The sequence below is a fragment of the Acinetobacter sp. WCHAc060033 genome (genome assembly GCF_004209125.1).
Taxonomy (GTDB): Bacteria; Pseudomonadota; Gammaproteobacteria; order Pseudomonadales; family Moraxellaceae; genus Acinetobacter; species Acinetobacter wuhouensis.
In genome coordinates, this window is sequence record NZ_SGSW01000011.1 from 32206 (window position 1) to 55691 (window position 23486).

The 23486-nt window shown below is 36.8% G+C and carries 24 protein-coding genes; 9 read left to right on the plus strand and 15 right to left on the minus strand.

Features of this window, described 5'->3' with window-relative positions; translation table 11 throughout:
* Positions 1–59: 59 nt before the first annotated feature.
* Both EXE10_RS06575 and EXE10_RS21445 read right to left on the minus strand, forming a co-directional pair.
* Positions 60–509: a hypothetical protein gene (locus EXE10_RS06575; RefSeq protein ID WP_130112800.1), complete on the minus strand. Its 450-nt coding sequence runs from the start codon at positions 507–509 to the stop codon at positions 60–62.
* A 314-nt stretch (positions 510–823) separates the two neighbouring features.
* Positions 824–970, minus strand: a complete 147-nt coding sequence (locus tag EXE10_RS21445; RefSeq protein ID WP_165382997.1) for a hypothetical protein — start codon at positions 968–970, stop codon at positions 824–826.
* Between the two features lie 156 nt (positions 971–1126).
* Here EXE10_RS21445 and EXE10_RS06580 point away from each other — a divergent pair, with 156 nt between their 5' ends.
* From EXE10_RS06580 to EXE10_RS21450, 3 genes are all read left to right on the plus strand, one after another.
* Entirely contained in the window at positions 1127–2098 is a 972-nt protein-coding gene (locus EXE10_RS06580; RefSeq protein ID WP_130112801.1) for a PDZ domain-containing protein, read from the plus strand.
* Between the two features lie 133 nt (positions 2099–2231).
* Complete coding sequence (locus EXE10_RS06585) at positions 2232–2825, plus strand: recombinase family protein (RefSeq protein WP_130112802.1); 594 nt, start codon at positions 2232–2234, stop codon at positions 2823–2825.
* Positions 2826–2828: 3 nt separating this feature from the next.
* Positions 2829–3326, plus strand: coding sequence for a hypothetical protein (locus tag EXE10_RS21450; RefSeq protein WP_165382998.1), 498 nt, complete (start codon positions 2829–2831; stop codon positions 3324–3326).
* 404 nt (positions 3327–3730) lie between these two features.
* Here EXE10_RS21450 and EXE10_RS06590 read toward each other — a convergent pair whose 3' ends face one another.
* From EXE10_RS06590 to EXE10_RS06620, 7 genes are all read right to left on the minus strand, one after another.
* The gene (locus tag EXE10_RS06590) at positions 3731–4150 is read right to left on the minus strand and encodes a hypothetical protein (protein WP_130112803.1); all 420 of its coding nucleotides are present in this window, start codon (positions 4148–4150) and stop codon (positions 3731–3733) included.
* Position 4151: 1 nt separating this feature from the next.
* On the minus strand, positions 4152–6275 hold the full coding sequence (locus EXE10_RS06595; RefSeq protein ID WP_130112804.1) for an integrase: 2124 nt from the start codon (positions 6273–6275) through the stop codon (positions 4152–4154).
* Positions 6268–7824 carry a site-specific integrase gene (locus EXE10_RS06600; protein WP_130112805.1) on the minus strand — a complete coding sequence of 519 codons (1557 nt, stop codon included), beginning with the start codon at positions 7822–7824 and terminating at the stop codon, positions 6268–6270. Before EXE10_RS06600 ends, EXE10_RS06595 begins: the two co-directional genes overlap by 8 nt.
* Complete coding sequence (locus EXE10_RS06605; RefSeq protein WP_130112806.1) at positions 7817–9043, minus strand: site-specific integrase; 1227 nt, start codon at positions 9041–9043, stop codon at positions 7817–7819. Before EXE10_RS06605 ends, EXE10_RS06600 begins: the two co-directional genes overlap by 8 nt.
* A gap of 155 nt (positions 9044–9198) precedes the next feature.
* Positions 9199–9774, minus strand: a complete 576-nt coding sequence (gene ssb, locus EXE10_RS06610; protein ID WP_130112807.1) for a single-stranded DNA-binding protein — start codon at positions 9772–9774, stop codon at positions 9199–9201.
* 51 nt (positions 9775–9825) lie between these two features.
* Entirely contained in the window at positions 9826–11190 is a 1365-nt protein-coding gene (locus tag EXE10_RS06615) for an MFS transporter (protein ID WP_130112808.1), read from the minus strand.
* A 172-nt stretch (positions 11191–11362) separates the two neighbouring features.
* A complete protein-coding gene (locus EXE10_RS06620; protein WP_130112809.1) occupies positions 11363–12448 on the minus strand; it encodes a DUF475 domain-containing protein in 1086 nt (361 codons plus the stop codon).
* 220 nt (positions 12449–12668) lie between these two features.
* Between EXE10_RS06620 and tenA the strand changes: the two genes are divergently transcribed.
* Positions 12669–13340 (plus strand): thiaminase II, encoded by a 672-nt coding sequence (tenA, locus tag EXE10_RS06625; RefSeq protein ID WP_087554238.1) that lies wholly within the window; start codon positions 12669–12671, stop codon positions 13338–13340.
* Between the two features lie 61 nt (positions 13341–13401).
* Here tenA and EXE10_RS06630 read toward each other — a convergent pair whose 3' ends face one another.
* From EXE10_RS06630 to EXE10_RS06640, 3 genes are all read right to left on the minus strand, one after another.
* The gene (locus EXE10_RS06630) at positions 13402–13755 is read right to left on the minus strand and encodes a DUF1304 domain-containing protein (RefSeq protein WP_068972974.1); all 354 of its coding nucleotides are present in this window, start codon (positions 13753–13755) and stop codon (positions 13402–13404) included.
* Positions 13756–13908: 153 nt separating this feature from the next.
* Positions 13909–14874: a hypothetical protein gene (locus tag EXE10_RS06635; RefSeq protein WP_130112810.1), complete on the minus strand. Its 966-nt coding sequence runs from the start codon at positions 14872–14874 to the stop codon at positions 13909–13911.
* Between the two features lie 203 nt (positions 14875–15077).
* Positions 15078–16919 carry a choice-of-anchor I family protein gene (locus tag EXE10_RS06640; RefSeq protein ID WP_130112811.1) on the minus strand — a complete coding sequence of 614 codons (1842 nt, stop codon included), beginning with the start codon at positions 16917–16919 and terminating at the stop codon, positions 15078–15080.
* Between the two features lie 176 nt (positions 16920–17095).
* Between EXE10_RS06640 and mdtD the strand changes: the two genes are divergently transcribed.
* The 4 genes from mdtD (at position 17096) to EXE10_RS06660 (ending at position 20671) form a co-directional block, all read left to right on the plus strand.
* Entirely contained in the window at positions 17096–18487 is a 1392-nt protein-coding gene (gene mdtD / locus EXE10_RS06645; protein WP_130112812.1) for a multidrug transporter subunit MdtD, read from the plus strand.
* 68 nt (positions 18488–18555) lie between these two features.
* Positions 18556–19524 (plus strand): hypothetical protein, encoded by a 969-nt coding sequence (locus EXE10_RS06650; protein WP_130112813.1) that lies wholly within the window; start codon positions 18556–18558, stop codon positions 19522–19524.
* 71 nt (positions 19525–19595) lie between these two features.
* Positions 19596–20285: a GH25 family lysozyme gene (locus EXE10_RS06655; protein WP_416346097.1), complete on the plus strand. Its 690-nt coding sequence runs from the start codon at positions 19596–19598 to the stop codon at positions 20283–20285.
* Positions 20249–20671 carry a hypothetical protein gene (locus EXE10_RS06660; RefSeq protein ID WP_130112814.1) on the plus strand — a complete coding sequence of 141 codons (423 nt, stop codon included), beginning with the start codon at positions 20249–20251 and terminating at the stop codon, positions 20669–20671. The genes EXE10_RS06655 and EXE10_RS06660 overlap by 37 nt, the downstream gene beginning before the upstream one ends.
* Before the next feature lie 122 nt (positions 20672–20793).
* Here the strand turns inward: EXE10_RS06660 and EXE10_RS06665 are convergent, their stop codons facing one another.
* Positions 20794–20985 carry a hypothetical protein gene (locus EXE10_RS06665; RefSeq protein WP_130112815.1) on the minus strand — a complete coding sequence of 64 codons (192 nt, stop codon included), beginning with the start codon at positions 20983–20985 and terminating at the stop codon, positions 20794–20796.
* Between the two features lie 119 nt (positions 20986–21104).
* On the opposite strand from EXE10_RS06665, the gene dinB reads away from it, so the two are divergent.
* Positions 21105–22160: a DNA polymerase IV gene (gene dinB, locus EXE10_RS06670; protein ID WP_130112816.1), complete on the plus strand. Its 1056-nt coding sequence runs from the start codon at positions 21105–21107 to the stop codon at positions 22158–22160.
* A gap of 55 nt (positions 22161–22215) precedes the next feature.
* Here the strand turns inward: dinB and EXE10_RS06675 are convergent, their stop codons facing one another.
* Both EXE10_RS06675 and EXE10_RS06680 read right to left on the minus strand, forming a co-directional pair.
* Complete coding sequence (locus EXE10_RS06675; RefSeq protein ID WP_130112817.1) at positions 22216–22818, minus strand: alpha/beta fold hydrolase; 603 nt, start codon at positions 22816–22818, stop codon at positions 22216–22218.
* Positions 22819–22824: 6 nt separating this feature from the next.
* Entirely contained in the window at positions 22825–23466 is a 642-nt protein-coding gene (locus EXE10_RS06680) for a glutathione S-transferase family protein (protein WP_130112818.1), read from the minus strand.
* Positions 23467–23486 lie beyond the last annotated feature (20 nt).

Genomic DNA, 23486 nt, shown 5'->3' on the forward strand with positions numbered 1-23486 from the left:
GCACAATAAAAACAGATGCGCATACCGTTCCCGTATGCGCACCCATCATAAAAAATGATTTAAGATTTTGCCTCGCAGATGTATTGATACAGTGCCTCGTCTTCTGGAGTTTCTAAATTCATCGGCTCAAAATAAACAGGCATAGTTCCATCTTGATCAATGGCAATACCATTTGGCTTAAAGCGCTGACTCATCTCATAAGCACGGGTCTGCTCAGCGCAATTGATTAAATGTATAGCTTGAATATAACCTTTGGGTTCAATTTTCAAAGAGGGTACACCATAGGTATAAACATATTTATAAGCAAACCTTTTCACTTGCGGGTATTCAGCTGAAATAGCTTCATTTCCAGTAAAGTGTTGTATCAATGTTTTGCCATATTCACCCTGATGAATCAGCGCCCACGGTGATGATTTTTTCGGTGTCTGTGCCTGTTGCTTCGTTTTCGGCTCAGCGACGGCATTAACAGTGATACTTAATAGTACAATCCCTATACTTTGTTTCAGCATGATTTTCCCCCATTAAAATAATGTTATCTATGCGTTATATACTAAATCTTGAGTAACCGCTTGTTTTTATTTTGGTTAATTGAACCAATAAAAAAACCCTCTGCGTTCACAAAGGGTTTTGGTATGTATAGCCGTTTTAATTCAAATTAGAACGGATATACATACCAAATTATAATTAACATATATATTTCAAAAACTTAATATACTATGTATTGTATTTTGTAAAAATACAATGAAAAAATACTTAAAAATTTACACTTTTTTATTACACTGAAATTTAGTGTTAATTCGCAAGCTATGAAAAAACAAATACACTAAACTGGAACATAAGCCTGAGCTAAACGCTTTTCTGTAGATGCCTGTGTCGTGTAAAAACGCTCTTGAATAGCATATACAAAATTCTTCAAGGACTCTTCGTCTGTAATCGTGTATTTACCATTTGCATCTGTAGGTAAGCCCAAGGTTTGAATATTGATAAGGTTGATCGGTTCAAGCTATATGAAATTGAACGCTGTACGTGAATGAAATTGTTTTAGCAGGGTAATCATGCTCACTAATTCACGTAGAGAGAGCTATTTGATATATAATTTTGTATAAATCTTAGATAAAACATTTCTATGAAAAAGAAAATTCTTACTTTCAGTCTTTTAATGGCATCAGGTTTTTCTACTTATGCTGATTTAGTCGAGGCTGATTCTTATACATACCTATATGAAAATAAAGATGGAAGCACTGTTATTACCAATAAAAAGAGCAGTAATCCGAACTTAACTTTAATTAAAGTAATCAAATCAAGAAGTAGTGGAGATGATGATTTAGGTGTACAGAAAGATATTTCAAAAAGAAGTGATAAAAACGTACGTACAATCATAGCTACAAGTGATGATGGGTTTATAGATGTTCCTGTAAAATCATATTCAAGTAGCAATAAAATTGCTGTTACTAATGTTGCTAAATATTACAAACCCACTATTAAAATTTCGGCAGAGGATATTAAAAATATTGAATACATCAAGCCTAATCAAGATGTAACAATTACAGAATTAAAGTGGCATGAAGATGCCAGTCAATCCTTATTTGAAAACGCCTATATAATGCTTGGAGTGAGCGAGTTTAGTGATTGGGAGTTGTCAAAAAAAGACATAATACAGCAAGCTAGAAAAGTTGGTGCAAGTGTTGTAATTTTCAAAAAAAATAGTTCTTCTACTGTTTCTTATACAAGGCAAGATGACCCAAATAATTTGGATTTTATCTATGATTATGAAGTTAAATTCTTCGTCAAATTTAAATTTAATAATGCAGAAAGAATTGGTACGATCATAGACATATTACCTATTGATTATAGATCACTATACCAACGAAATACTGGTATTTATGTTAAGGGGGTAATTAATGACTCAAAAGCCTATAACGCTAATATTTTATACGGTGATTTAATTATTTCTATTAATGGCATTGCTGTTTTTGGAATTGAAGATTTTAATAAAGTCAAAAATGCTGAATTGGAAAAAACAAAGACTTTAAACTTTAAGATACTTCGTATTGTCAAAGATGATCTCAAAGAAATAGAAATACCGATCAGTTTTTAAATAGAAGTAGTCTATCATTAGACTATACCCTAAAAATAAAACTCTCTTATGATAAATAAACTATCATTAAACTAGTTTAATAAATTAAATGATAGTGTTATCATAGTACTTAATCAAAGAGAGTTAAACGATAATGACAGTAAGAATATATGTCCGTGCTAGTACAAAAGATCAGGATGCAGAGAGAGCATTAGAAAGTTTAAAAGAGTTCGCTAGTACCATTCACGGCGTTACTGTTGAATATATAGAGAATGAATCAGGTACAAAGCTAGATAGACCTGTATTAAATAGATTATTAGTAGATGCAGAGAATGGGGATACATTGCTTGTTGAGAGCGTAGATAGACTATCAAGGCTTAAACAAGAAGAATTTGAAGTACTGAAAGGACGTATAAAAGAGAAAGGATTGAAGCTAGTTGTTGCTGACCTACCTACAACTCATGTTCTATTAAATACAGACGACACCATTACAAGCTCTATCCTGAATCTAGTTAATAACTTGTTAATTGATTTACTTGCTACTATGGCTCGACTTGATAATGAGAAACGTATAGAACGAATTAAACAAGGTTTAGAGAGAAGCGGATACAAGCCACACGGAAAGAAAGCTGATACTGCTAAACATGATCGTATTAGAGAGTTAAGTAATAAAGGTTTAACTAAAGAAGAAATTGCAAAGGCTGTAGATTGTGGCGTTGCTACTGTATATAGAGTTTTAAAAGGATAAGGTATGGATGTTTGTATTATAGATTGGTCTGCTCTAGGTGGCATATTAGGAGCTATAGCAACTTTTGGAGGTACAGGAGTAGCTTTATACATATTTAAACAATGGAGAAGTCAAAAGGGTTCAGAAGTGATTTCTAAAGTTGCACAAGAATTAATAATAAAAGATATGGAGTTACATGAGTATGTATCAGAAATTAAAAGTAAAGAATTAGAAGAGTTAAAATACAAATTATTAAATTACTCAAATAATATTAATCTTTTCATAAAATTAATTGATAACAATGATAATATATCTTTTTTAAATGAAGTATATGATAACTATAGGGATAATTTGTTTAAATATCTATGTAATGAAAACTTTAATGAAAATGAATTTAAAAAAAAATATAAAGAAGTTTTTAATAAATATAAAGATAAAGATAAAGATAAAGATAAAGATAAAGAAGTTAATAAATATCATGTATTATTAATTTCATATATAAAGTATAAAAAAATAGAATGACAAAAGCGTGTAGGCGCACCATACCTCACACGTGAGCATATACACACGTACACGTGAGAGAGGGTACAGATTTATTTCTGATACCCTTTTATTGTTTTAAGTTGATAGATAATAAATAAGATTGCTACAGAGCATAATAAGAATGTCATAGCTCCACCTCCTTAAACTGTTCTAATAGCTTCATATCATCTACAAGTGGCATATAGAGCCTTAAGCCTTAAGCATTAATACAAAGAAAAGCAGGAATGCCTTCAATGTAGGTAAACTAATACAGTTAAAAGCATACCAACATGCTCTAAAAAGCATTATCTATCCTATTGAAAGTTAAAGATCCAGTTTATTTTGATTCTTTAACTTTACTATTGCTTCTGAACTAAGAACTCATTTAGCTCTTCGATTGTTGATCAATCCGAACTTTTTTTGCTCATTGGCTCATTCAATTTAGCAATGCTGAGCCCATACTTATGGGCATTGTATTGCCACACCACAAACTGTTCCAACAGCATAGCGTTTTCTTTTTCCAATCTAGCATTCTTGGCCTCCAAAGCCTCAATTTTAGTTTGAGCGATTTTAAGACTAGCAGGGAGTTTGTTTCTCTTATTAATATTTACATTCAAAGCCTTAGATGGCTTTTTACATTGGTCATAAGCATTCTTAATACGAGCGTATTTCTGCAATGTTTGACGAGTTGGTGCAGGTACAAGTTCTAACTGTAATTCAATAGCCTTACAGAGCCGCTCCCATGTCAATTTCTCATCTAGAGACCAATAATCAAGAAGCTCGACAATATTTTCAATGTCTTTGTCAGTTAAATGCTGTGCCATATCAAATCCATGAATCCATTAGCAATACAGAATTGAGCGAATGTGTCTCACCCTCTATCTTTTTACGTTGAGTATTCTCAATAACGGGGATACGTTTACGACCTGCTTTTTGATACGCTAAATCGAGATGTGTAACATCTTCAGAAGATGGAAGGCTCAAAGGAGTACCATCAGGAATATTTGGATCATCCAGTAGAGCAATCATCTGTTCACAACGTTTAATTGTAAGCTCTCTAGTGTGCAACCAGACCGTTGAACCAGTAACATTTTTACTAACAGCCTCCTTATCCTTTGCCCATAAGATTTTTTCTTTTCTAAGTCGATCTTGAAGCCGTTTTTTCTTTTCATCATCCCCCTTAATACAGACATGCTCTGTACAATTAAGACAGTTTCTATACTTTAGGCAGGGTTCATCAATATAAGAATGTGTACAAAGTCCAAACTCGGTAGTATGCATGGACAATGTTGTTTTGGTATTTAGCTCTTGCAGAGTTCGAGGTGTAGCTATTTGGAATGTAAATGTACTATCAGTATTTACTGTGCCAACCTCATTTTTCTGCATCTTAATTAAGCCATAATTACGATCTTCAACCGAAGTATGGTCATATACTCGATTTTGCTTCATATCAGCCCGCCCTGACCATTTAGCGAGTAACATGCTATCCATTCCATTGGTATTTGCTATCGTATTCAATAAATGTCGAAACTGATGTGTAGACATACTATAGTCACCATATCCCCACCGTTGAAAAATAGATTGCACATTAGCTAACTCATCTTTTCCTCGTAACTTCTTTTTGGTTGGTGATAAATCTTCATTTAAAGTATCAATATGGGGCATCCATAATTCTGAGAAAATAGTTGCTTTATCACTATGGAATTGGTTTGCAAAACAACAAAATAATGCTTCAGACCATTTAACCTGAATACCATTACCAGTCTTAAAAGGTACATAAGGAAAACCTTGAGGCAGTCTCTTTCGCAGCATAATATTTAAATCATTCAGGCAGACTTCATAATCACTAATAGGAATATCACGAGTTTTTAAAAATTGTCTTGCACTTTTATTTGCATCAATAGCATCACATATTGACTCATCAAAACCCATTGCCAATAATACTTCACTACGTTTTAAAAATTGATGATCAGGGACATCAGGACAAAGCTCATGTCTCGGAAATTTATCACTTGTCTCAAGCAAATATGCTAAATGTCTAGACTTTTCTGACATCTTAATCAAACGTTCAATAGCCCGTTTTACCGTTGGTATCATGACACTTGGAATATATTTAATGTCATGCCCATAATTTTTCTGTGCATACCACCTAATACCTAATACTGTCTCAATATTAGAACCATCTGCTGTAAGCCCTAAACTGCTCTTAGAAAGCGTTTGGACTTCTTCCTCGTGGATACAATTATGCTTTAAGAAAAATAGCTCTGATGCTCGTTCTGGCGCAGCTAGAAGCAAACTCACAGCACTGGTGACAAAAATATCTCTATCTGGCAATTCTGAATCTTTCCGTGAGAAAATATCAGCTAATGCAAAAATCGCATCCTCATCAGGAAGTTTAGATTCTCTATATTCCTCTGACTCCTCATCTAGCACAATCGACTTATCAGCAGGTTTTTTAATTGGATTTTTCCATTCTGGTAAAGCAACTATTTTTAATTGGCGAAGAAAATCCAATAGAATCTTTAGTTGTCTACCTACATGGTAAGCAGAACTCGCTTTATAATTCACTTTTGCATTTTCAGCAGCCAAGTCAAAATCTGCAATAACCAATTTAGTTAAATCAACTTCACCATATCGGTCTAAGCATATTTGTTCTATTGCCCGAATTGAAAGAATTGTATCTTGGGTTTTTAACTTGCTCTTAATTCTCTGATACTTAACATACGCTTTGGCAAATTCTAGAATTGAATGATGCAAAAGATTTTCAGGTAATCTATCTTTGGATGAAATACCCATTTTGACAAAGTTTACTTCACCTTTCCAATAATTTTCATCAAAACTAATATCTTCATTTAATTCTGATAACTGTTTAACAAAATCAATAAACCGCTTTATTTCGGAGTAAGGAGATTGGATTTTGTCAGATGGAAAATATATTAAATTATCCATGATTAAACTCCTCACAAGCATCAATAACTTGCTGAACAGCAATAATTGTTCGATCATTCACGGCAGCGACTTCAAGGCTACACCCCATCGCAATTAGATCATCTCGTTCTTTTATTAATTGCTCTAGAACTAGATGGTGAGGTGCATTTGCCCAAGGCATAAACTTGCTACACAGATAACATGCGATTGGTGCATAATCGTTACAGTATTGATGTGTACCACATGAGCCGACATCACAATCCTGTTCTACATAAGAAATTCTATTCGCATCTTTAACTTGTGATTGAGCCTCAATCTCATCCTTTACAACTTTTCCCTGAAAAGCATCTGCATATTTGCGTAAACTTTCATCCATGATAGATGATATTTGCTGTGCAATTTCAGGAATACTTTGCACATAGCAATGCGCATTCTGGGTGTCATGATGATCTAACAGTTTTGCAATAACATTCACGCCTGCTTTTTGCCTAGCAGCATTTGTACCAAGCGTGTAGCGAAACCGATATGCAGTGATATGTATTGGTTTACCGGTTTCCCTTGACCGAACACCAAGCTTTCTTACCGCCCCTTTCAATATTTGGGTTAATTCAACCGTAGGCAAATGAATAATTTCTTTTGGCAAAATTTCTGATATTTCATGCCGATTTTCCCAATCCAAATTAACCAATTTCTCAAAATCATAAAATAGCGGTAGCTCTGCAAACTCTTGTTCAGATAGCTCTCGTTTTATTTCTTTACTTAATTTCTGCTTTAAAATTCGAGTATGCTCAAACAATATTTGTACGATACTTTCACGAACTCCTACTTCACGAAAAGCATAACGAAATCCACTAGCACCTCTTATTTTAGCTTTTGGAATATTGAGTACATGAACTTTTTTTTCATCCTTAAACTTATACTTATCGGTCTCGTATAAGTCTTTTACTTTTAACCCAGCAATTTGTATTGGTCGTCTACCTGTCGCACAAAAAATACGAATTAAGGCAGCCTCATAATAGGAAATCTTATTTTCTGCTAAATATTCATTGGTTCTAGTGATAATTGTTTGAAATTCAAATGGGCTAAATGGACCTTCATCTGGATCAAGGGAAAGGACCGCTGCTCCTTTTTCATTGCCACTCAATCTCCATGAATCCATTAGATCGTAAACTTCATCCTCTACTGAGGAATAACCCAAATCATATAGCTTCTTCAAAAAGACTCGTAGCATAACTACTTTGTATTCATCTTTTTTTGCCGAATAAAAATTTTTATAGTTTAAAAGACCTTTAATTGAAAAATGATCTTGATCAGTAATCTCAATATATTTACCAATATATTCGCACATGTTTGCTGTATGTGAACTTGAACTATACTTAGCAAAATGAACCAAAGTCATGACTACATCATATTGGACAGAAAACTCAAAATTTCGTATCCGAGAAATATCTATAGTTTTATTGATATCTAATACCCATTTCTGATCATCAATACTAAACTCATAACCTTTGAATGAGGTAAATGTATTTTGCGACTTATCTAAACTATCGATTCGAATTGATTTATTCATTTTCATTCTCAAATTTTTCTTGGATAGCTAATCCAACCTCTACGGCACGCTTATTCTCTGCACGTCTTGAATATCTTCTTGCACTTTGTGAGTTAGGTATCCAACCCATCAGATACGCACGATCTCTCTCAGCCTGATCTTCTGTTATTTTTCCAGATTTAATTAAAGTCTGAACTTTATCTGTATATTTATCATTCCATGTATGCCTAAATGCATGTGCATGCACATTGAATAAAACGACTTCAGAAATTTCTGAAAAAATTTTGTCTAGTGCATTAATTGAAAGCGGCTGCCCCTTATTTGATAAGATCAAAAAGTCTGTTAACTCTGCATTAGGCACTGTCGATCTATGATTAAGAATATAAGTATCCAATTTTTTCTTTAGATTCTGGTTGAGTGCAATTGATCGACTTCTGGTTTTAACCAACGGTTGATATAGCCTAGAATCACTTCCATCATGAGGATTACGCTTAATAGTAAGATACGACGTACCACCTTGAGAGGGTTTTATATCTGTAATTTTTAAATTTAATAATTCACCTTTACGACACCCAAGATATAAAAACAAATAGGTAATCAGCTCATTTCTATAAGTAATGTAATCTGAAGTCCAAATACGGTTCTGATTATCAGGATCAACTGCCTTTAAAATTTTATTTAGTTGATCAGTATCAAAAGATTTGTATTCAGCCTGAATATCCATGGACTTACGAGGTCTACGAGATTTTAAAAACTGCTTTGTACTTGTTATTGCAGATGAATGAAGATGCGTCTCAAACCACCCAATATATTCGGCAAAATTAGTTAACCGCCGATATATCAATTGTTTGGATACATAGCCCTGAGTAACAACCAATTTTGCTCTAGCTCGCTCTTTGTTATTACTTTTTGGAAAACTTATGATCTTTTTTTTTGAAGCTGTCCCGCTTAATCGGCTACGATTGAAACTGGTTAAATTTACTAAAGCTTCGATTTCATTTAATTTTAAAAAATCTTTATTTTTAATCCTTTGTTCCAAATCAATTCCTAACTTATCCAATAACTGAAACAGCAACTTAATATCTTCTAGAATAGCTGTAATAGTATTGATTGATTGACCACGATTTCTTAAATGAATGATCGTATATAAATTTGGATAAGTCATAGGAACGCCATCACTATTCAAAAGAACAGCAAATCTCTCTCCACTACTCATTACAAATCTTTTAACAGACATCATAATTAAATTTAACAAAATATCTAAGTATTAAATATCATAATATATAAATAAAAAAATTTACAGAACTATTTCTAGTGTCTGTAAATTTCTTTTGTAACTAACTGCTAATAAAGAATAATTTTATAAACTTTACAAAACATGGTCTCTAGTAGGTGTCAGAACGGAAGGTCATCATCTAAATCTGCTGGTGCTGCCGCTGGAGCAGGCGCTGGTTTAGGCGATTGGAAACCTTGATTGACATTGTTTCCAGCATTGCCATAACCACCTTGGTTGTTATTTCCATAGCCACCTTGGTTTCCACCCTGATTGCCATAACTGCCTTGGTTGCCTTGATTATTGTTGTTGAAACGCGGTTGGTTATAACCACCGTTTTCACCACCCTCGCCACCTTGCTGACGGTTCGAGTCTAACATTTGCATTTGTTCACCACGAATTTCTGTGGTGTAACGTTCTTGACCATTTTGGTCAGTCCATTGGCGAGTACGTAAAGAACCTTCGATATACACTTTCGAGCCTTTACGTAGATATTGCTGTGCAATTTCACCTAAACGGTTGTGTAACACAATACGGTGCCATTCTGTTTGTTCTTTTCTTTCGCCCGTATTTTTATCTGTCCAAGATTCACTTGTTGCAATTGAAAATTGAGTGAGAGAGCCCCCATTAGGGAAAGTTTTAGTTTCAGGATCACGACCTAAAGTACCAACTAAAATAACTTTATTTACACCACGCATTAGACGTTATCTTCCTATTCGATTCTATGTTTTACTTTATAAGAGTTATGTTTAAATGGCTACCTCTTTCCCGAACAAGTGCGTTAAATGTTGTCGCCCAGCATCATCTATTTGCTGTTTATCAACCTTTATATAAGCCACTTGCTGTTCAGACATGACCACGACCTCTTCAATACCACGAATTGCTAATAACTGAGAAGTCCAATCATCGGTTTGTTTATTCTCAGGTAATCGCAACACGATTGATGTTAAATATCGTGGTTGAGCCAGCCCAAAACTAATGAGCAGCCAAATTATAGCAATTGCTGATAAAACACTCCAACCCATTGTTGTATTATTCAGCAAAATTAATTGCCCACCGAGTGTGCCACCGAAAAAAGCCCCTAAAAATTGAGCACTTGCATTGACACCCATGGCTGTTGCTTTGGATTGAATTGGTGCAGTTTTAGATAACCAAGAAGGCAGTAATGCTTCCATCACGTTAAAGGCAATGAAAAATAAACCCAATCCTAACAATAAGATATATTTAGACTCATAACCAAAAATCAAAATAATTAAGCCAACAATGATTCCTGCAATCGCAGTCAGGAAAATACTACGCATTTTGCGATATTTTTCAGCAAGAATAATACTTGGGAATGCAAAAAACAGACTGATCACTAATAAAGGCAAATACACAATGCCGTGTTTTGATAATGGAATGCCTGCAAAATTAATCAATTGCGATGGGACATAGACAAACATCGCCGTCAGCAATAAATGCAGTGAAAATACCGATACATGTAGACGATTGAGATCCCCCATTTTCAAGACTTGCTTGAGTTGGTTGAGATAGCCTTGATTAAAATTCTTATGGTGACGTGTGGTTTTCGGCACGAGGAATAAGCTTACAATCGCCAATAAGCCCATGATGGTCGTTACCCAGAATAATCCTGAGATACCCACTAAACTGGTGAGCCAAGGTCCTAAGCTAAAAGCAACAGTAAAAGATAAACCAATACTCATGCCCATGACTGCCATGGCTTTGGTTCGGTTTTCTTCACGGGTGACATCGGCAAGCAATGCCATCACAACTGCGGATACAGCCCCTGCCCCTGCGATTGCACGACCAATGATGACACCATAAATGGTTTCCGACATTGCCGCGATTGCACCACCTAAGGCGAATAGCAATAAGCCAAAGACGATCAGCGGTTTTCGGCTAAAACGGTCTGCCCAAAGACTAAACGGAATTTGCAAAATGGCTTGGCTTAGACCATAAACACCGACAGCCAAACCGATTAAAGCAGGAGTGGCATATTGATACGACTGCCCTGCTACAGCAAAGACAGGAATAATCATGAACAACCCCAACATGCGTAAAGCAAAAATACTACTTAAAGCAAAGGTCGAGCGGCGTTCTAAAGGATTCATCATATCTACTGGCTTATCAAAACTGGCGAGCTAATCTTTAGCCACATCATCGCATATTGTGGCAACTTTGTGAAAACATTGAGCATAAAAAAGAGCACTTTCAAAGTGCTCTCTATTGTAATCATTTTTCTTAAAAATGGATGAATCCTATTTCTGAAAAATAATCGTGCTAATCCTAGCCTTTCTGTTCAATGCGTTTGTTATATTGAATCGAAGCAATCACTGCCCAAACAATAAATGCTACACCGATTAAACCTGTCACAACTTCTGGTACGTGCAGACCAGTACCACTTGCAAGCATGATAAATGCCAAAGCACCAATCGCATAATGCGCACCATGTTCTAGATAGATATAAGCATCCAATGTACCTTTATCGACAAGATAAATCGTCATCGAACGAACAAACATCGCACCAATCGCTAAACCCAGCATGATGATCACAACATCGGAAGTAATCGCAAAAGCACCAATTACCCCATCAAAACTGAATGATGCATCGAGCACTTCGAGGTAAATAAAACCACCAATACCCGCTTTAATAATACCTGTCGGTGCACCATTGGCATCATGCCCGACCGCATTACCATTTTCATCCACCTCAGGCTCACCACCCAACATGTGACTCAGTACTTGTACACCTACATAGACCACGATACCCCAAATTCCAGCCATCACGACAACCAAACGGCTTTCTTCTGCAATATTTGCAGCCATGATCAACAATCCAATCAAAGCAAGGAATACTGACATTGCAGGAACGTTTGCAAGATTTGCCAAACGCTTTTCCAACCATCTAAACCAGTGCGTATCTTTACCTTCATCCAAGAAGAAGTTTAAGAATACCAATAGTAAGAATGAACCACCGAAAGCGGCGATTTCAGCATGGTGTGCCATTAACTTAGCTGAATATTCAATTGGATTATTCAATGCCATACGCACAACGTCCATCATGCCCATGTCTGCTGTTACAGCCACGATCACGACAGGGAAAACCAAACGCATACCAAAAACAGCGATAAGAATACCCACTGTTAAAAAGATCATTTTCCAAAAATGATCCCAGTTACGTAGTACAGATGCGTTCACAACAGCATTGTCAAAAGATAAAGACACTTCCATGACTGCGAGAATCGCTGTAATGGTAAGCGCTGTAATCATCGCTTGGACACCCGCTTCAGGATGATGTGCAAAGCCCCAATATGCGGCAAGCCCTAAGCATATGATTGAAAATATGATTGAGAAACCAAAATGTTTCATCATGAGAATTAACCTACGGAAAATAGTTTTTTAAATCGATCAAACTGAAATAAAAATTGAGTTTTTAATGCGCTCATTATGACGACTTTTTCACACTTTTCCAAAACACTTCGTATGATTTTTTGAATTATCATTTTTATCCAAATTTCTTTTCATATCTTGTGCAACGATCTATTGCTATATTCTCTTCACGACAGAATTTTATTGTGATTGGATCTCTTCTATGTCTTTTTCTCAAGACGTTTGGCAACGTAATCTTGCCTTATACCAAAAAACCCTCGCCCTACCATTTAATCAGGAACTTGCCAGTGGTTCATTAAGCAAAGAAGCTTTTTGTCACTACGTGATTCAAGATGCACATTATTTGGTGGCGTATGGACGTGCTTTAGCCGTCTGTGGCGCAAAAGCCTTTGAAGCGGATGATATTATTCAATTCACCCAAGGTGCTAAAGAAGCCATTGTGGTTGAACGTAGTCTACATGATGGTTTCATGAAAGATTTTGGCATCAGTAAAGATGATTTTGAAAATACGCCTTTAACTTTGGCATGCCATCATTACACGTCATTTTTAACTGCAACAGCATGGTCTGAAAGTTACCCTGTGGTACTGGCTTCATTGCTTCCATGTTTTTGGATTTATGCTGAAGTGGGCAAAGATATTGTCAGCAAATCCGTTGCCAATAACCCTTACCAAGCATGGGTCGATACCTACTCAGGTGAAGAATTTAATGAAGCGGTGAAAAATGTTTTAGCGACGATTGATCGTATCGCGGAACGTTGTGATGCAGACACGATTGAGAAAATGCACAAGGCTTATACCAAAGGTGCTGAACTGGAATGGTTATTCTGGGATGGTGCGTATAATCAAAGACAATGGTTAGGCTTAGATCAATAATCTAAATCCTCTCAATCTTCTTATCAAACAGAAGATTGAGAGGATGAGTGAAATGTAAGAATTACAATAAATTCACAACCAATAAGGCAACCAAAGCAGGTAATGCCTGAATATATAAAATCTTTTTACTCGCTGTCACAGCACCATAAATCCCAGCGACCAATACACAGCCTAAAAAGAAATTCGCCAATTGAATAGCAAACGGTGCAGATGCACACAAAGACCAAATTAAACCTGCTGCTAGAAAACCATTATATAAACCTTGGTTTTGTGCCAATACTTTGGTCAGTTTGGCTTTTTCCAAACTATTACCAAAAGCTTTCATTCCCATCGGTTTGTCCCACAGAAACATCTCTAGAACCAAGAAGTAAATGTGTAGCACTGCTATGAATCCGATTAGTATATTGCCAATCATACTCCGCTCACCTTTATCATTTTTGCATTATGTGGATGAAGCTAAAATTAGCATATAAATTTAACTTTTTAATTCTTAAATAATGACGTTAACGTTAACGTTGTCAAAATAAAATATCACCAAACCCTTTTTGATGATATTTCATGAAAATAATTAATCCGAAATCAGTTGATATAACCAAGGTAAAGCTGTTGCAAGCAGAATACTGACGGCTAAACCGAACATCAATTTCATCGCATCTTTACTAACATTACGAGAGGTTCGATATTTATTCACTTCATTCAAATGCATCGCCATGGCAAATTCACGCCCTGCCAATAAGCCTAAGAACACCCAAGTGGTACTCATCGGAATATTACTAAGCTCTTTAAATACCAATAAAATCGTCGCGTACATGAAGTCAATAATTGTGGCTGAACGGACATCTTGCACCCCAGTTTTAGTGTCAATAATATTTTGAATCGCCCCACCACGCTGATAAAACACCACACCCAATAAAATCACAAATACGCTGATCGCAAAAAGCATAAACCATAAAGGCACGGCGCGAGGAACATAAACAAAGATATTAGCAAGATCTTGAATCAGCCACTGACTCCATAAAAAACCTGTCGCTACCCATTGGATGGCAATCCATGCTTTCGGTGTCGGCTGATGCCGTGTTTCACTAAAATAAATCGTGACTTTTTTGACCACAAAACGATAAATAATGATCGCTGCGATAAATGCAACCGCGTAACCCATCATTGACTTGGTCAGCATTGCGCTCAAGCTACTCGGAGAGAAAATCGTGAGCACTAAGAACGTGGTACTGACAGGAATACCATAGCGTGTCAAAAACAGCAGAATCAGTGGCGGAATAACATACAACCATGTCATTCCTTCTTTGGGAAATGGAATCGTTTCTAGACGACCATAGGATGCGTCACCCACGCCTGATACCCACCAACCGTACATTAAGACAACTGTTAAAATGGTACTGGTGTACAGCCAAAGCATCCACCAAGGGCGATGTGCATTGGAAGAAATAAACGTTCCTAAGGTTTGCGGAACATCATTCCCCACAATGGAATAAGCAGCTAGACAGAAGCCAATGATCATTAAAACATCAATGCTCATGATGCTAAACCTCTATTTAGACACATAAAAAAGCCGTCTTTCATTTGATAAAGTGTGCGATATTATTCCACTTTTCATATTTTAAACATGTTTAATTATTCATATCCTGTAAAATTAAAAACAGGAGTCACATTGGACTCCTGTTAAATATTTGATAAATGAATAAAAATCATTCTTTAAACAGATCTTTTTGCTTCAACCACTTATCTAATATTCACTTGATAGACTGCTGTTGTACCACTAACTTCATTTCCAACAATCAGCAAGGGTTTCGCATTTGGCGAATCTTTGGCAGCAACAAAAGTTAAGCCTTCTGGGCCCAAATCACTCTTTTCGATCAAGCGCTGCTTCCCATCTTTATCCAAAATCGGTTGCCCTTTGGCATCGGTATAGACCTGATCTTGCTTAAAAGTACGGTCATTAAAATATTGCATAAACGTCGGTTTTTGAGGGTTGCTAATATCATAAACCATAATGCCACTTTGACGTTCTAAACCAATAAATACAAAAGTCTTTTTGCCAATTTTACCAATCGTGATTCCCTCAGGCTCAGGTCCTTTATTATCACTACGATCATCCAAAGCTGGTGCTTCATGGTCGCTGTTAAAATAATTTGGGAATAATTCAGCAACTTTACGTTCTAGCTCACTGCCAGAGTCCCAGACCAATTTTCCTTGCGCATCCCAAATGCTAAATGATCGCGCACCATAGGCATAAAGCTTGTTATATGTCAGTAAACCATTGGCATCCAGTTTAGGAGAACCATCTGCATTGGTTGCATACCCCATATTCCATGCAATATTTAAACGTCCAAGTTGCGCATCATCACGGCATAATGCTGGATCGGTTGCTGTCGCACCACAATATGCAAATACAGTTGGATCCAGTTTCGCACCTTTTGCACCAATAGCAATTTGTTGTAAATGTGCAGGATAATCACCCTTACTATTAAAACCTTTGACGTTAAACAAGTGCTTCATACGAATGGCTTCGACATAACCTTTACTGCTATTTCCTGCAAAATAAGCAGTTTCATCTGCCAACCATTCACGTGAATCACCTTCATTGGCTGTGACTAAATACGTTGAACCATTGGCTTGATAATGTGAAATTGCATCAGGCTGATACATGCCCTGCACACCTTGCCATGCTTGGATATTGATTTTTTTATCTTTGTCACTCACATCTAAGGCATTATTTTCAAGACCATGATCTTTATAGCCTAATGCAAAAATATCAGTCACTTTTTTTGCGCCAATATCAATTTTAGCAATCGCATTATTTTCTTGTAAGCTTACCCATGCAGTCTTACCATCATCACTAATAGTAATGTATTCAGGCTCTAAATCTTGAGCAACTGTCGCATTTGGTCCAAAAATTCGCACACCTGATTGAATCAACTCAGCCTTTTTATCATTCCACGCTTTAAAGTCTGCAACAACTGCGGTTGGTTTGGTGATGTCTGATACATTGATAATGCTGATTGAACCTTCTGGATCGACACTATAGTCATTATTGGGTTCAGCCTCGTTCGCAACCAAAACCGTCTTTGCATCTGGGCTGAACGTGAGCATGTCAGGCAATGCACCAACGTCTACTTTGCTGATAAATTTCAAATCTTTGGCACTAAAAAATGCCACGATACCTTTATCTGTTTTGGTTTTCGCTTGAACCGCTAAAGCAACAATACCGTTTTTCACAGCAACAGAATTTACTTCAGAATCAGTAAGTTGATCGCGTGCTGAGAGTTCACCGATATGTACGGGCGCTTCAGGTTTCGTAGCATCCAAGACATCGACCAAACCTTTTTTGGCATTGACTACAAAAATGCGTTTTGTCGATGCATCAAAAGCTGGAATTTCTGCTGCACTTTCCGCAAATATGCCTGTTTCATAACGACCAATGCGACTTAGACTGATACTTTCAGGTGTAGCCTCTTCAACCACTGGTGGTGTGATTACCGCTGTGTCATTGTTATCATCATTACATCCAACCAACCCCAGTGTAAGCATTGCAACACACAATGCAGAAATTTTGAATTTCATGTTTTACCTAATATTTGCTTAAATTTTGACTAATTTATTAAGCTTAGGTGTAAACTTCATGACACTCATATGTCAGTTTTATTGCAAAAAATTGACCATTACAGTGATCAAAGCACAACACAAAGCATCAGGCTTTTGTTTTAAAATATCACCACTCACCCCAAACTCTTGCTCATATGACTGTCGCACCCACGCATTTAAAGTTACAGCCTGAATTTTATTTATTGGTTTTTTTGGTGTCGATCGGCTTTTTTATGCAAGGTTTAGACACCACCATTATCAATACAGCATTACCTGCAATGGCAACGAGCTTGCAAGAAGACCCGCTCAAAATGCATGGTGTGGTGATTAGCTATGTTTTGGCTGTGGCTGCCTGTATTCCTTTAAGTGGATGGTTTTCAGATCGTTTTGGTGTCCGTAATACTTTTTTTGCTGCCATCGTCATTTTCACTACAGCATCTATCGGTTGTGCATTATCTAACAGTTTTAATACTTTAATCATATTTCGTGTTCTACAAGGGATTGGTGGTGCATTTCTCTTGCCTGTTGGGCGTTTGGCCATGCTGAGAATTATTCCCCGTGAACAGTTTTTATCGGCAATGAGTACCATGAGCCTTGCGGGCTTACTCGGTCCATTGGCAGGTCCTATTCTTGGTGGATGGTTGGTTGAATATGCCTCATGGCATTGGATTTTTTTAATTAATGTTCCGATCGGGCTACTTGGGATGTTAGTCACATTTAAAGCCATGCCAAATGTCACTGAAGCCTCAGTAAAATCATTTGATTTAAGTGGTTTTGTGCTTTTAGCCATTGCGATGATTGGGATGGCTTTAGGGATTGAAAATATTGCCAGTACTGAAGTTTCAAAATCACTGAGTATAGGTTTACTGATCTCAGGGTTCATTGCCGCTTTAATCTATGCTTATCATGCGCATACGCATCAAAATGCCTTATTTCGTAGTCGCTTATTTAAAAATAAAATCTATTCAATTGGTGTTTTAGGCAACTTTTTCGCGCGCTTTGGTAGTAATGCTGTCCCTTTTCTTTTACCGCTGATGCTACAAGTTGCGTTTAATATGGAGCCCTTTATGACAGGTGTGATGTTGACACCAATCGTGATCGGTTCATTGGTTTCTAAACCGATTATTCGACCAATTTTGCAACGCACAGGCTATCGTTCAATTTTAATTGTAAATACCTTATTGATCGGGTTGTGTATTGCCAGTTTTGCTTTACACACAGCGGACACACCGACATGGCTCAGAACATTGCATTTCTTTGTCTTTGGGGTAATTAACTCACTTCAATTCGTCGCCATGAATACATTTACACTCAAAGATTTACCGCAACAAGATGCCAGTAGTGGCAATAGTTTCTTGTCGATGATTATGATGTTGTCGATGAGTATCGGGATTGCAGTTGCAGGGACTTTACTGAACGCTTTCACAAATTACTTCAATCAAGCACATATTACCCAAGCATTCCATTACACGCTAATTTGTTTAGGTTTAATGAATATCGTGACCATGATTATTTTCCTACAAATTCCCAAGAATTTTAAGGATTAAAGGCTTCAAAATAACTTAGATAAAATAAACTAAATAAAGTGACTAAATAAAGAATAAGGAAACACAACATGATCATTCCCAAATATTGGGCTGAAGCAAAAATAACAATTCAGCATGAAGAAAAACAAATAACCATTAAACGCTTTGGATGGTCAGATCTGAGTATGGAGGATGCTCAAATACATGCTGAAGCTCGCAAAACTGAAGCCGTTGAGAAGCTTAAGTCTCGCCAAGATGTCCGAAAATTTGATCATAAAATTCCTTACAATAGCAGTGAAGGACTTCCCATACGTGAAGAAATCATAGACCAACAAAATGATGTAATTATCACGCGTAATTCTTATGGTGCGCTTTGTCTAAATACACCTGATGTACTCTTTGCAGATATTGATTTTAATGATGTACCAAGTCGACAATTGTATTTTTCAGGCTTATTTACACTCTTTTTGCTCTGCGCTGTGAGCGCATTATTATTCAAATCATGGATTGTACTTGGTATAGGTATACTGTTTTCGATCATGATCAGTCGACAAACTGCTGAAAAGTTATTAGAGATTCAACATCGATTTATTGCCAACCCTGAGCAACAGGGCTTAGCACTCATTCGTAGTTTCTCTCAAAGCCATCCAACATGGCATTTACGTGTCTATCGGACACCAAAAGGCTTTCGTGTTTTAGTGATGCATCAGATATTTGATCCAAGAGGTGAGGAAGCTCAACAGCTTTTCAACGCATTACAAGCTGATCCGAATTATGTACGCATGTGTAAGAACCAAAATTGTTTCCGCGCAAGAATCAGCCCTAAACCTTGGAGAATCGGTGTCGAAGCATTGCGTTCAGGTGTTTGGCCTGTTCAAGAAGATCGTTTACTCGACCGAGAAATTTGGATCACAAAATATCAGTCACTTGCTCAGAAATATGCTTCATGTAAGTTTATAGAACAATTGGGTAGTCAATTGACGCATCCCAAGGCAAAACGCGTACAATCGATACATGATCAATACTGTAATGCGAATCTTAACTTAGAAATCGCATAACATGCGTACAGGATTATCTTGTGAAACATTCAGCCAAAACCGCCAAACTCATCCGTACTCGTTTCACGTTAATCATCACGGGACTGTGTAGTGTAATTGGTTTGGCAATGTTGTATGTTAATATTGCTTCTGCTGAACCTTATCCAATTAAAGGCTTCGATGTGTCACACCATCAGGGTGATATTGATTGGAAAAAAATCTCTCCAAAGCAATATCAATTTGTTTATCTCAAAGCCACAGAAGGTGGTGACTATCAAGATGATAAATTTCAAGACTATTGGTTAGAAGCACGTGAACGTGGCATGCGCGTTGGTGCGTATCACTTCTTTCGTTTATGCCGTGATGGCGATATTCAAGCACAGAATTTTATCAAAACCGTTCCGATCAAAACCAATGCACTGCCCCCTGTCATCGACTTGGAATATGATAGCAATTGCATCAATACATTCACCAAAGAACAGTTGCTCAAACAGATCAAATCTATGCATGACCAATTGCAAACGCATTATGCCAAACAACCAATTTTCTATACTTCAAAAGTGTTTTATAACATGGTGTTAATCGGTGAATTTAAGGATACCCCGATTTGGATTCGTGAATATAAAGAACAACCTGATTTAAAAGATGGACGTCCGTGGACATTTTGGCAACGCACCAATCAAGGCAAAATTTCAGGTATCAATAAAAATGTCGATTTGAATGTGTTTCATGGTGATGAAAAACAATGGAAACAGTTTTTGCAGCGGAATTATTTACACTAAAAACATCCGATAACAAGAGAAAAATTATGGACTTTCTTCAAGATGTCACGCATGAACAATTTGATTATTGGATCAATTTTTATTCCGTTATTTTTACACTGCTTATTTTATCTTTATCCATCAACCTTAGCTTTTTTATCAAAAATATATGGAATCGAATACTGTCCATCTTGGTGATGAATGGGATTTTTGCGCTTATTTTGGATTATTTTTTTGCTATTCCTCAAGTCGGATATCACGAACAACGCATGTTTTATGTGTTTATTTACAAAGGATATAACCAAAATTTGTTTGGTGGTTTTTTTACTGTGATCATTGCATTCATTGCCCTACTCATTCTCTTACTTCGATATTTTTTACAATGGCGGAAGCATCACCATGTATAGAATCATTAAATTTTCACTCATCATCAGTGTTTTACTCATTTGAATATTCATCCATTTTTTCAGTAATTGTTGGCTGCTTCTGACGGATTCACAGAATGATCTTTCCAAACAATCCAATCTTTTCACCTTTCAACCGACACAGATCGATTCAGGCAGTGGAGCGTATTGGCGTTATGCAGAAGATCATAAAAACGATTACTATTTTTCAGAACAACAGGCTCAAACTTACTATGTAATGTCCAAGCAACAAACTTGTAAACCTTTAAATCATGTAGATTTTTCAACATGGTGTCAGCCACAAAAATATACTCCATAAAGTCATATACTCCGTCATCATTTGACGTAATACATTCATCGCAATAAATTTACAGATGAGTCCTCAGCCCAATTCAGTTAAGATAAAATTGATCTTGTCGCTTTGACTTAAGTACCTATGCGAAAAATCATTCATATTGATATGGACGCGTTCTATGCCTCAGTAGAACTGCGTGAACGTCCTGAGTTGCAACATTTACCTGTGGTGATTTCCTCACATCACCCTCGGGCAGTGATTGCTGCTGCATCCTATCCTGCACGGCAGTTTGGACTCCGTTCTGCTATGTCGATGGGACAAGCCAAGAAACTTTGCCCGCAAGTGGTGGTGATTGAACCTAATTTTGATAAATACCGTGAGGTATCACAGCAGATTCATGAGATTTTTCAACAATACACACCGCTGATTGAACCACTTTCTTTAGATGAAGCTTACTTAGACGTCACTGAAAATTTAAAAAATATTCCCAGTGCGACAGAAGTGGCTGAATGTATTCGTGCAGATATTTTCAAAGTGACAGGCTTAACTGCATCCGCAGGGGTTGCCCCAAATAAGTTTCTCGCCAAAGTTGCCTCAGATTGGAATAAACCGAATGGTATCTGCATCATTAAACCCAGTCAGGTTCAGCATTTTATTCATGATTTACCATTAAAAAAAATCCCTGGCGTGGGCAAAGTCACCCAAGAAAAATTAACCAGTTTAAATCTACAAACATTGGGGGATTTACAGCAGATTGATGAAAATGTACTGATTCACCATTTTGGAAAATATGGCAAACAATTGTTTCTATATGCACAAGGGGTTGATGAACGACCTGTTCAAGCTGAACGACAACGTCAACAAATTTCCAAGGAAACCACCTTTGATGATGATCTGACCCTCGAACAATGCTCAGGCTGTTGGGACACGCTAATTGAACGAGTCTGGCTCAGTTTAGATAAAAAACAAATGTCTGCACGTGGTGTCACGGTCAAACTGAAATTGAAGAACTTTCAAGTGTTACAACACAGTAAAAGCTTTAAAATGGCTTTGAAATCTCAACAAGAAATGGTGCAAGTCATTCAAATTTTGTTAAATGAAATGCAAATTCCCAGTCATTTTCAATTCCGTTTGATCGGCGTCGGTTTATACCAACTCGCAGAACAGCAAGATGAGTCACAACTGTCTTTGTGGTGAACGCACTCTTAAAGAATCTCTTGCTCAAATCACAGAACAATGAATAAATCTAAAATTATTCAGCCAATCTATCCAAAAATTTTTGAATCAACGTTGATACTTGATCTGCATGAACATTCGCCAAATCATGTTGCCCATTTTCAATCACATGCAGTTCTGAAATCACAATCTTACCATGTAAATATTGCCCCACTGCCACTGGACTGATCGGATCATTATTTCCCCAAATCAATAACACAGGACAGTCAATTTTATAAAGCTGTTCATCTAAAAAGATGTGCGGACGAACGAACCAATCAGGCACAGAGAAGTTTAGTTGATAATCCTCTCTCCAATCCGCCACATCAAATGGGCTTAAGTCGATACCACCTGATGTCGCGACCAAGACTACAGCTTCAATCAATTCTGGCTTTTGCAATGCCGCTTGCACCGCAAAAATTCCACCCATTGATTGCGCAATGATGACTGAGGGTTGTTGAATTTGATCTAGAACATAACGCTGCAAATCTTCGAAACTGTGTACATCGACATGATCGGGATAACCACCAAAACTGGGATAAGCGATTACTGTCTTTTCTCCAGTCACAACGAGTTTTTCTGCAACAGGGCGCCAAAATTCAGTATTTCCAGATGCACCAGGTAAAAAGATCAAATTCATTGGGTACTAAAAACCACTTTTTGCTTTAGCATTTTGAAATGCGGGGCGCTGTTGAATACGGTCAGCATATTCTTTTAATAAGGGATATTTCCCTGCCACACGCTCTTGCAAAGCAACGATCGGAAAACTCATTTGAATATCTGCAAAAGAAAAATCCCCTGCAAAATAATCATGTTTGGTTAAATGACTTTCTAAGAAAGGAATGTGATCTGCCAACCGAGGATTAATAAAACCTGCTTTTACGCCTTCAGTAATCTTCTTTGCAACAGGTTTAATAATAAAAGGCACATGCTTGGGTACATTGCTCAATACCAAGTTAAATACCAATAAAGGCATCAAAGAACCTTCTGCATAGTGCATCCAATAATTGTATTGCATCAGATCTTTGGGTTCGTGAGGTTTGAATTTATTTTCAGTGTCATAAGTGCTTTGTAAATAATCCAAAATCACCGCAGATTCAGCAATAACCAAATCACCATCCGTTAATACGGGCGCTTTACCTAAAGGATGAATCTGTTTGAGTTCAGGTGGCGCAGCAAAAGTCGGTAAGCGTTTATAATATTTGACTTGATATTCGACACCTAACTCTTCCAACGCCCACAAAATTCTCAGAGAACGTGACTGTTCCAAATGATGTAACGTAATCATTGTTATTGCCTCTATTATTT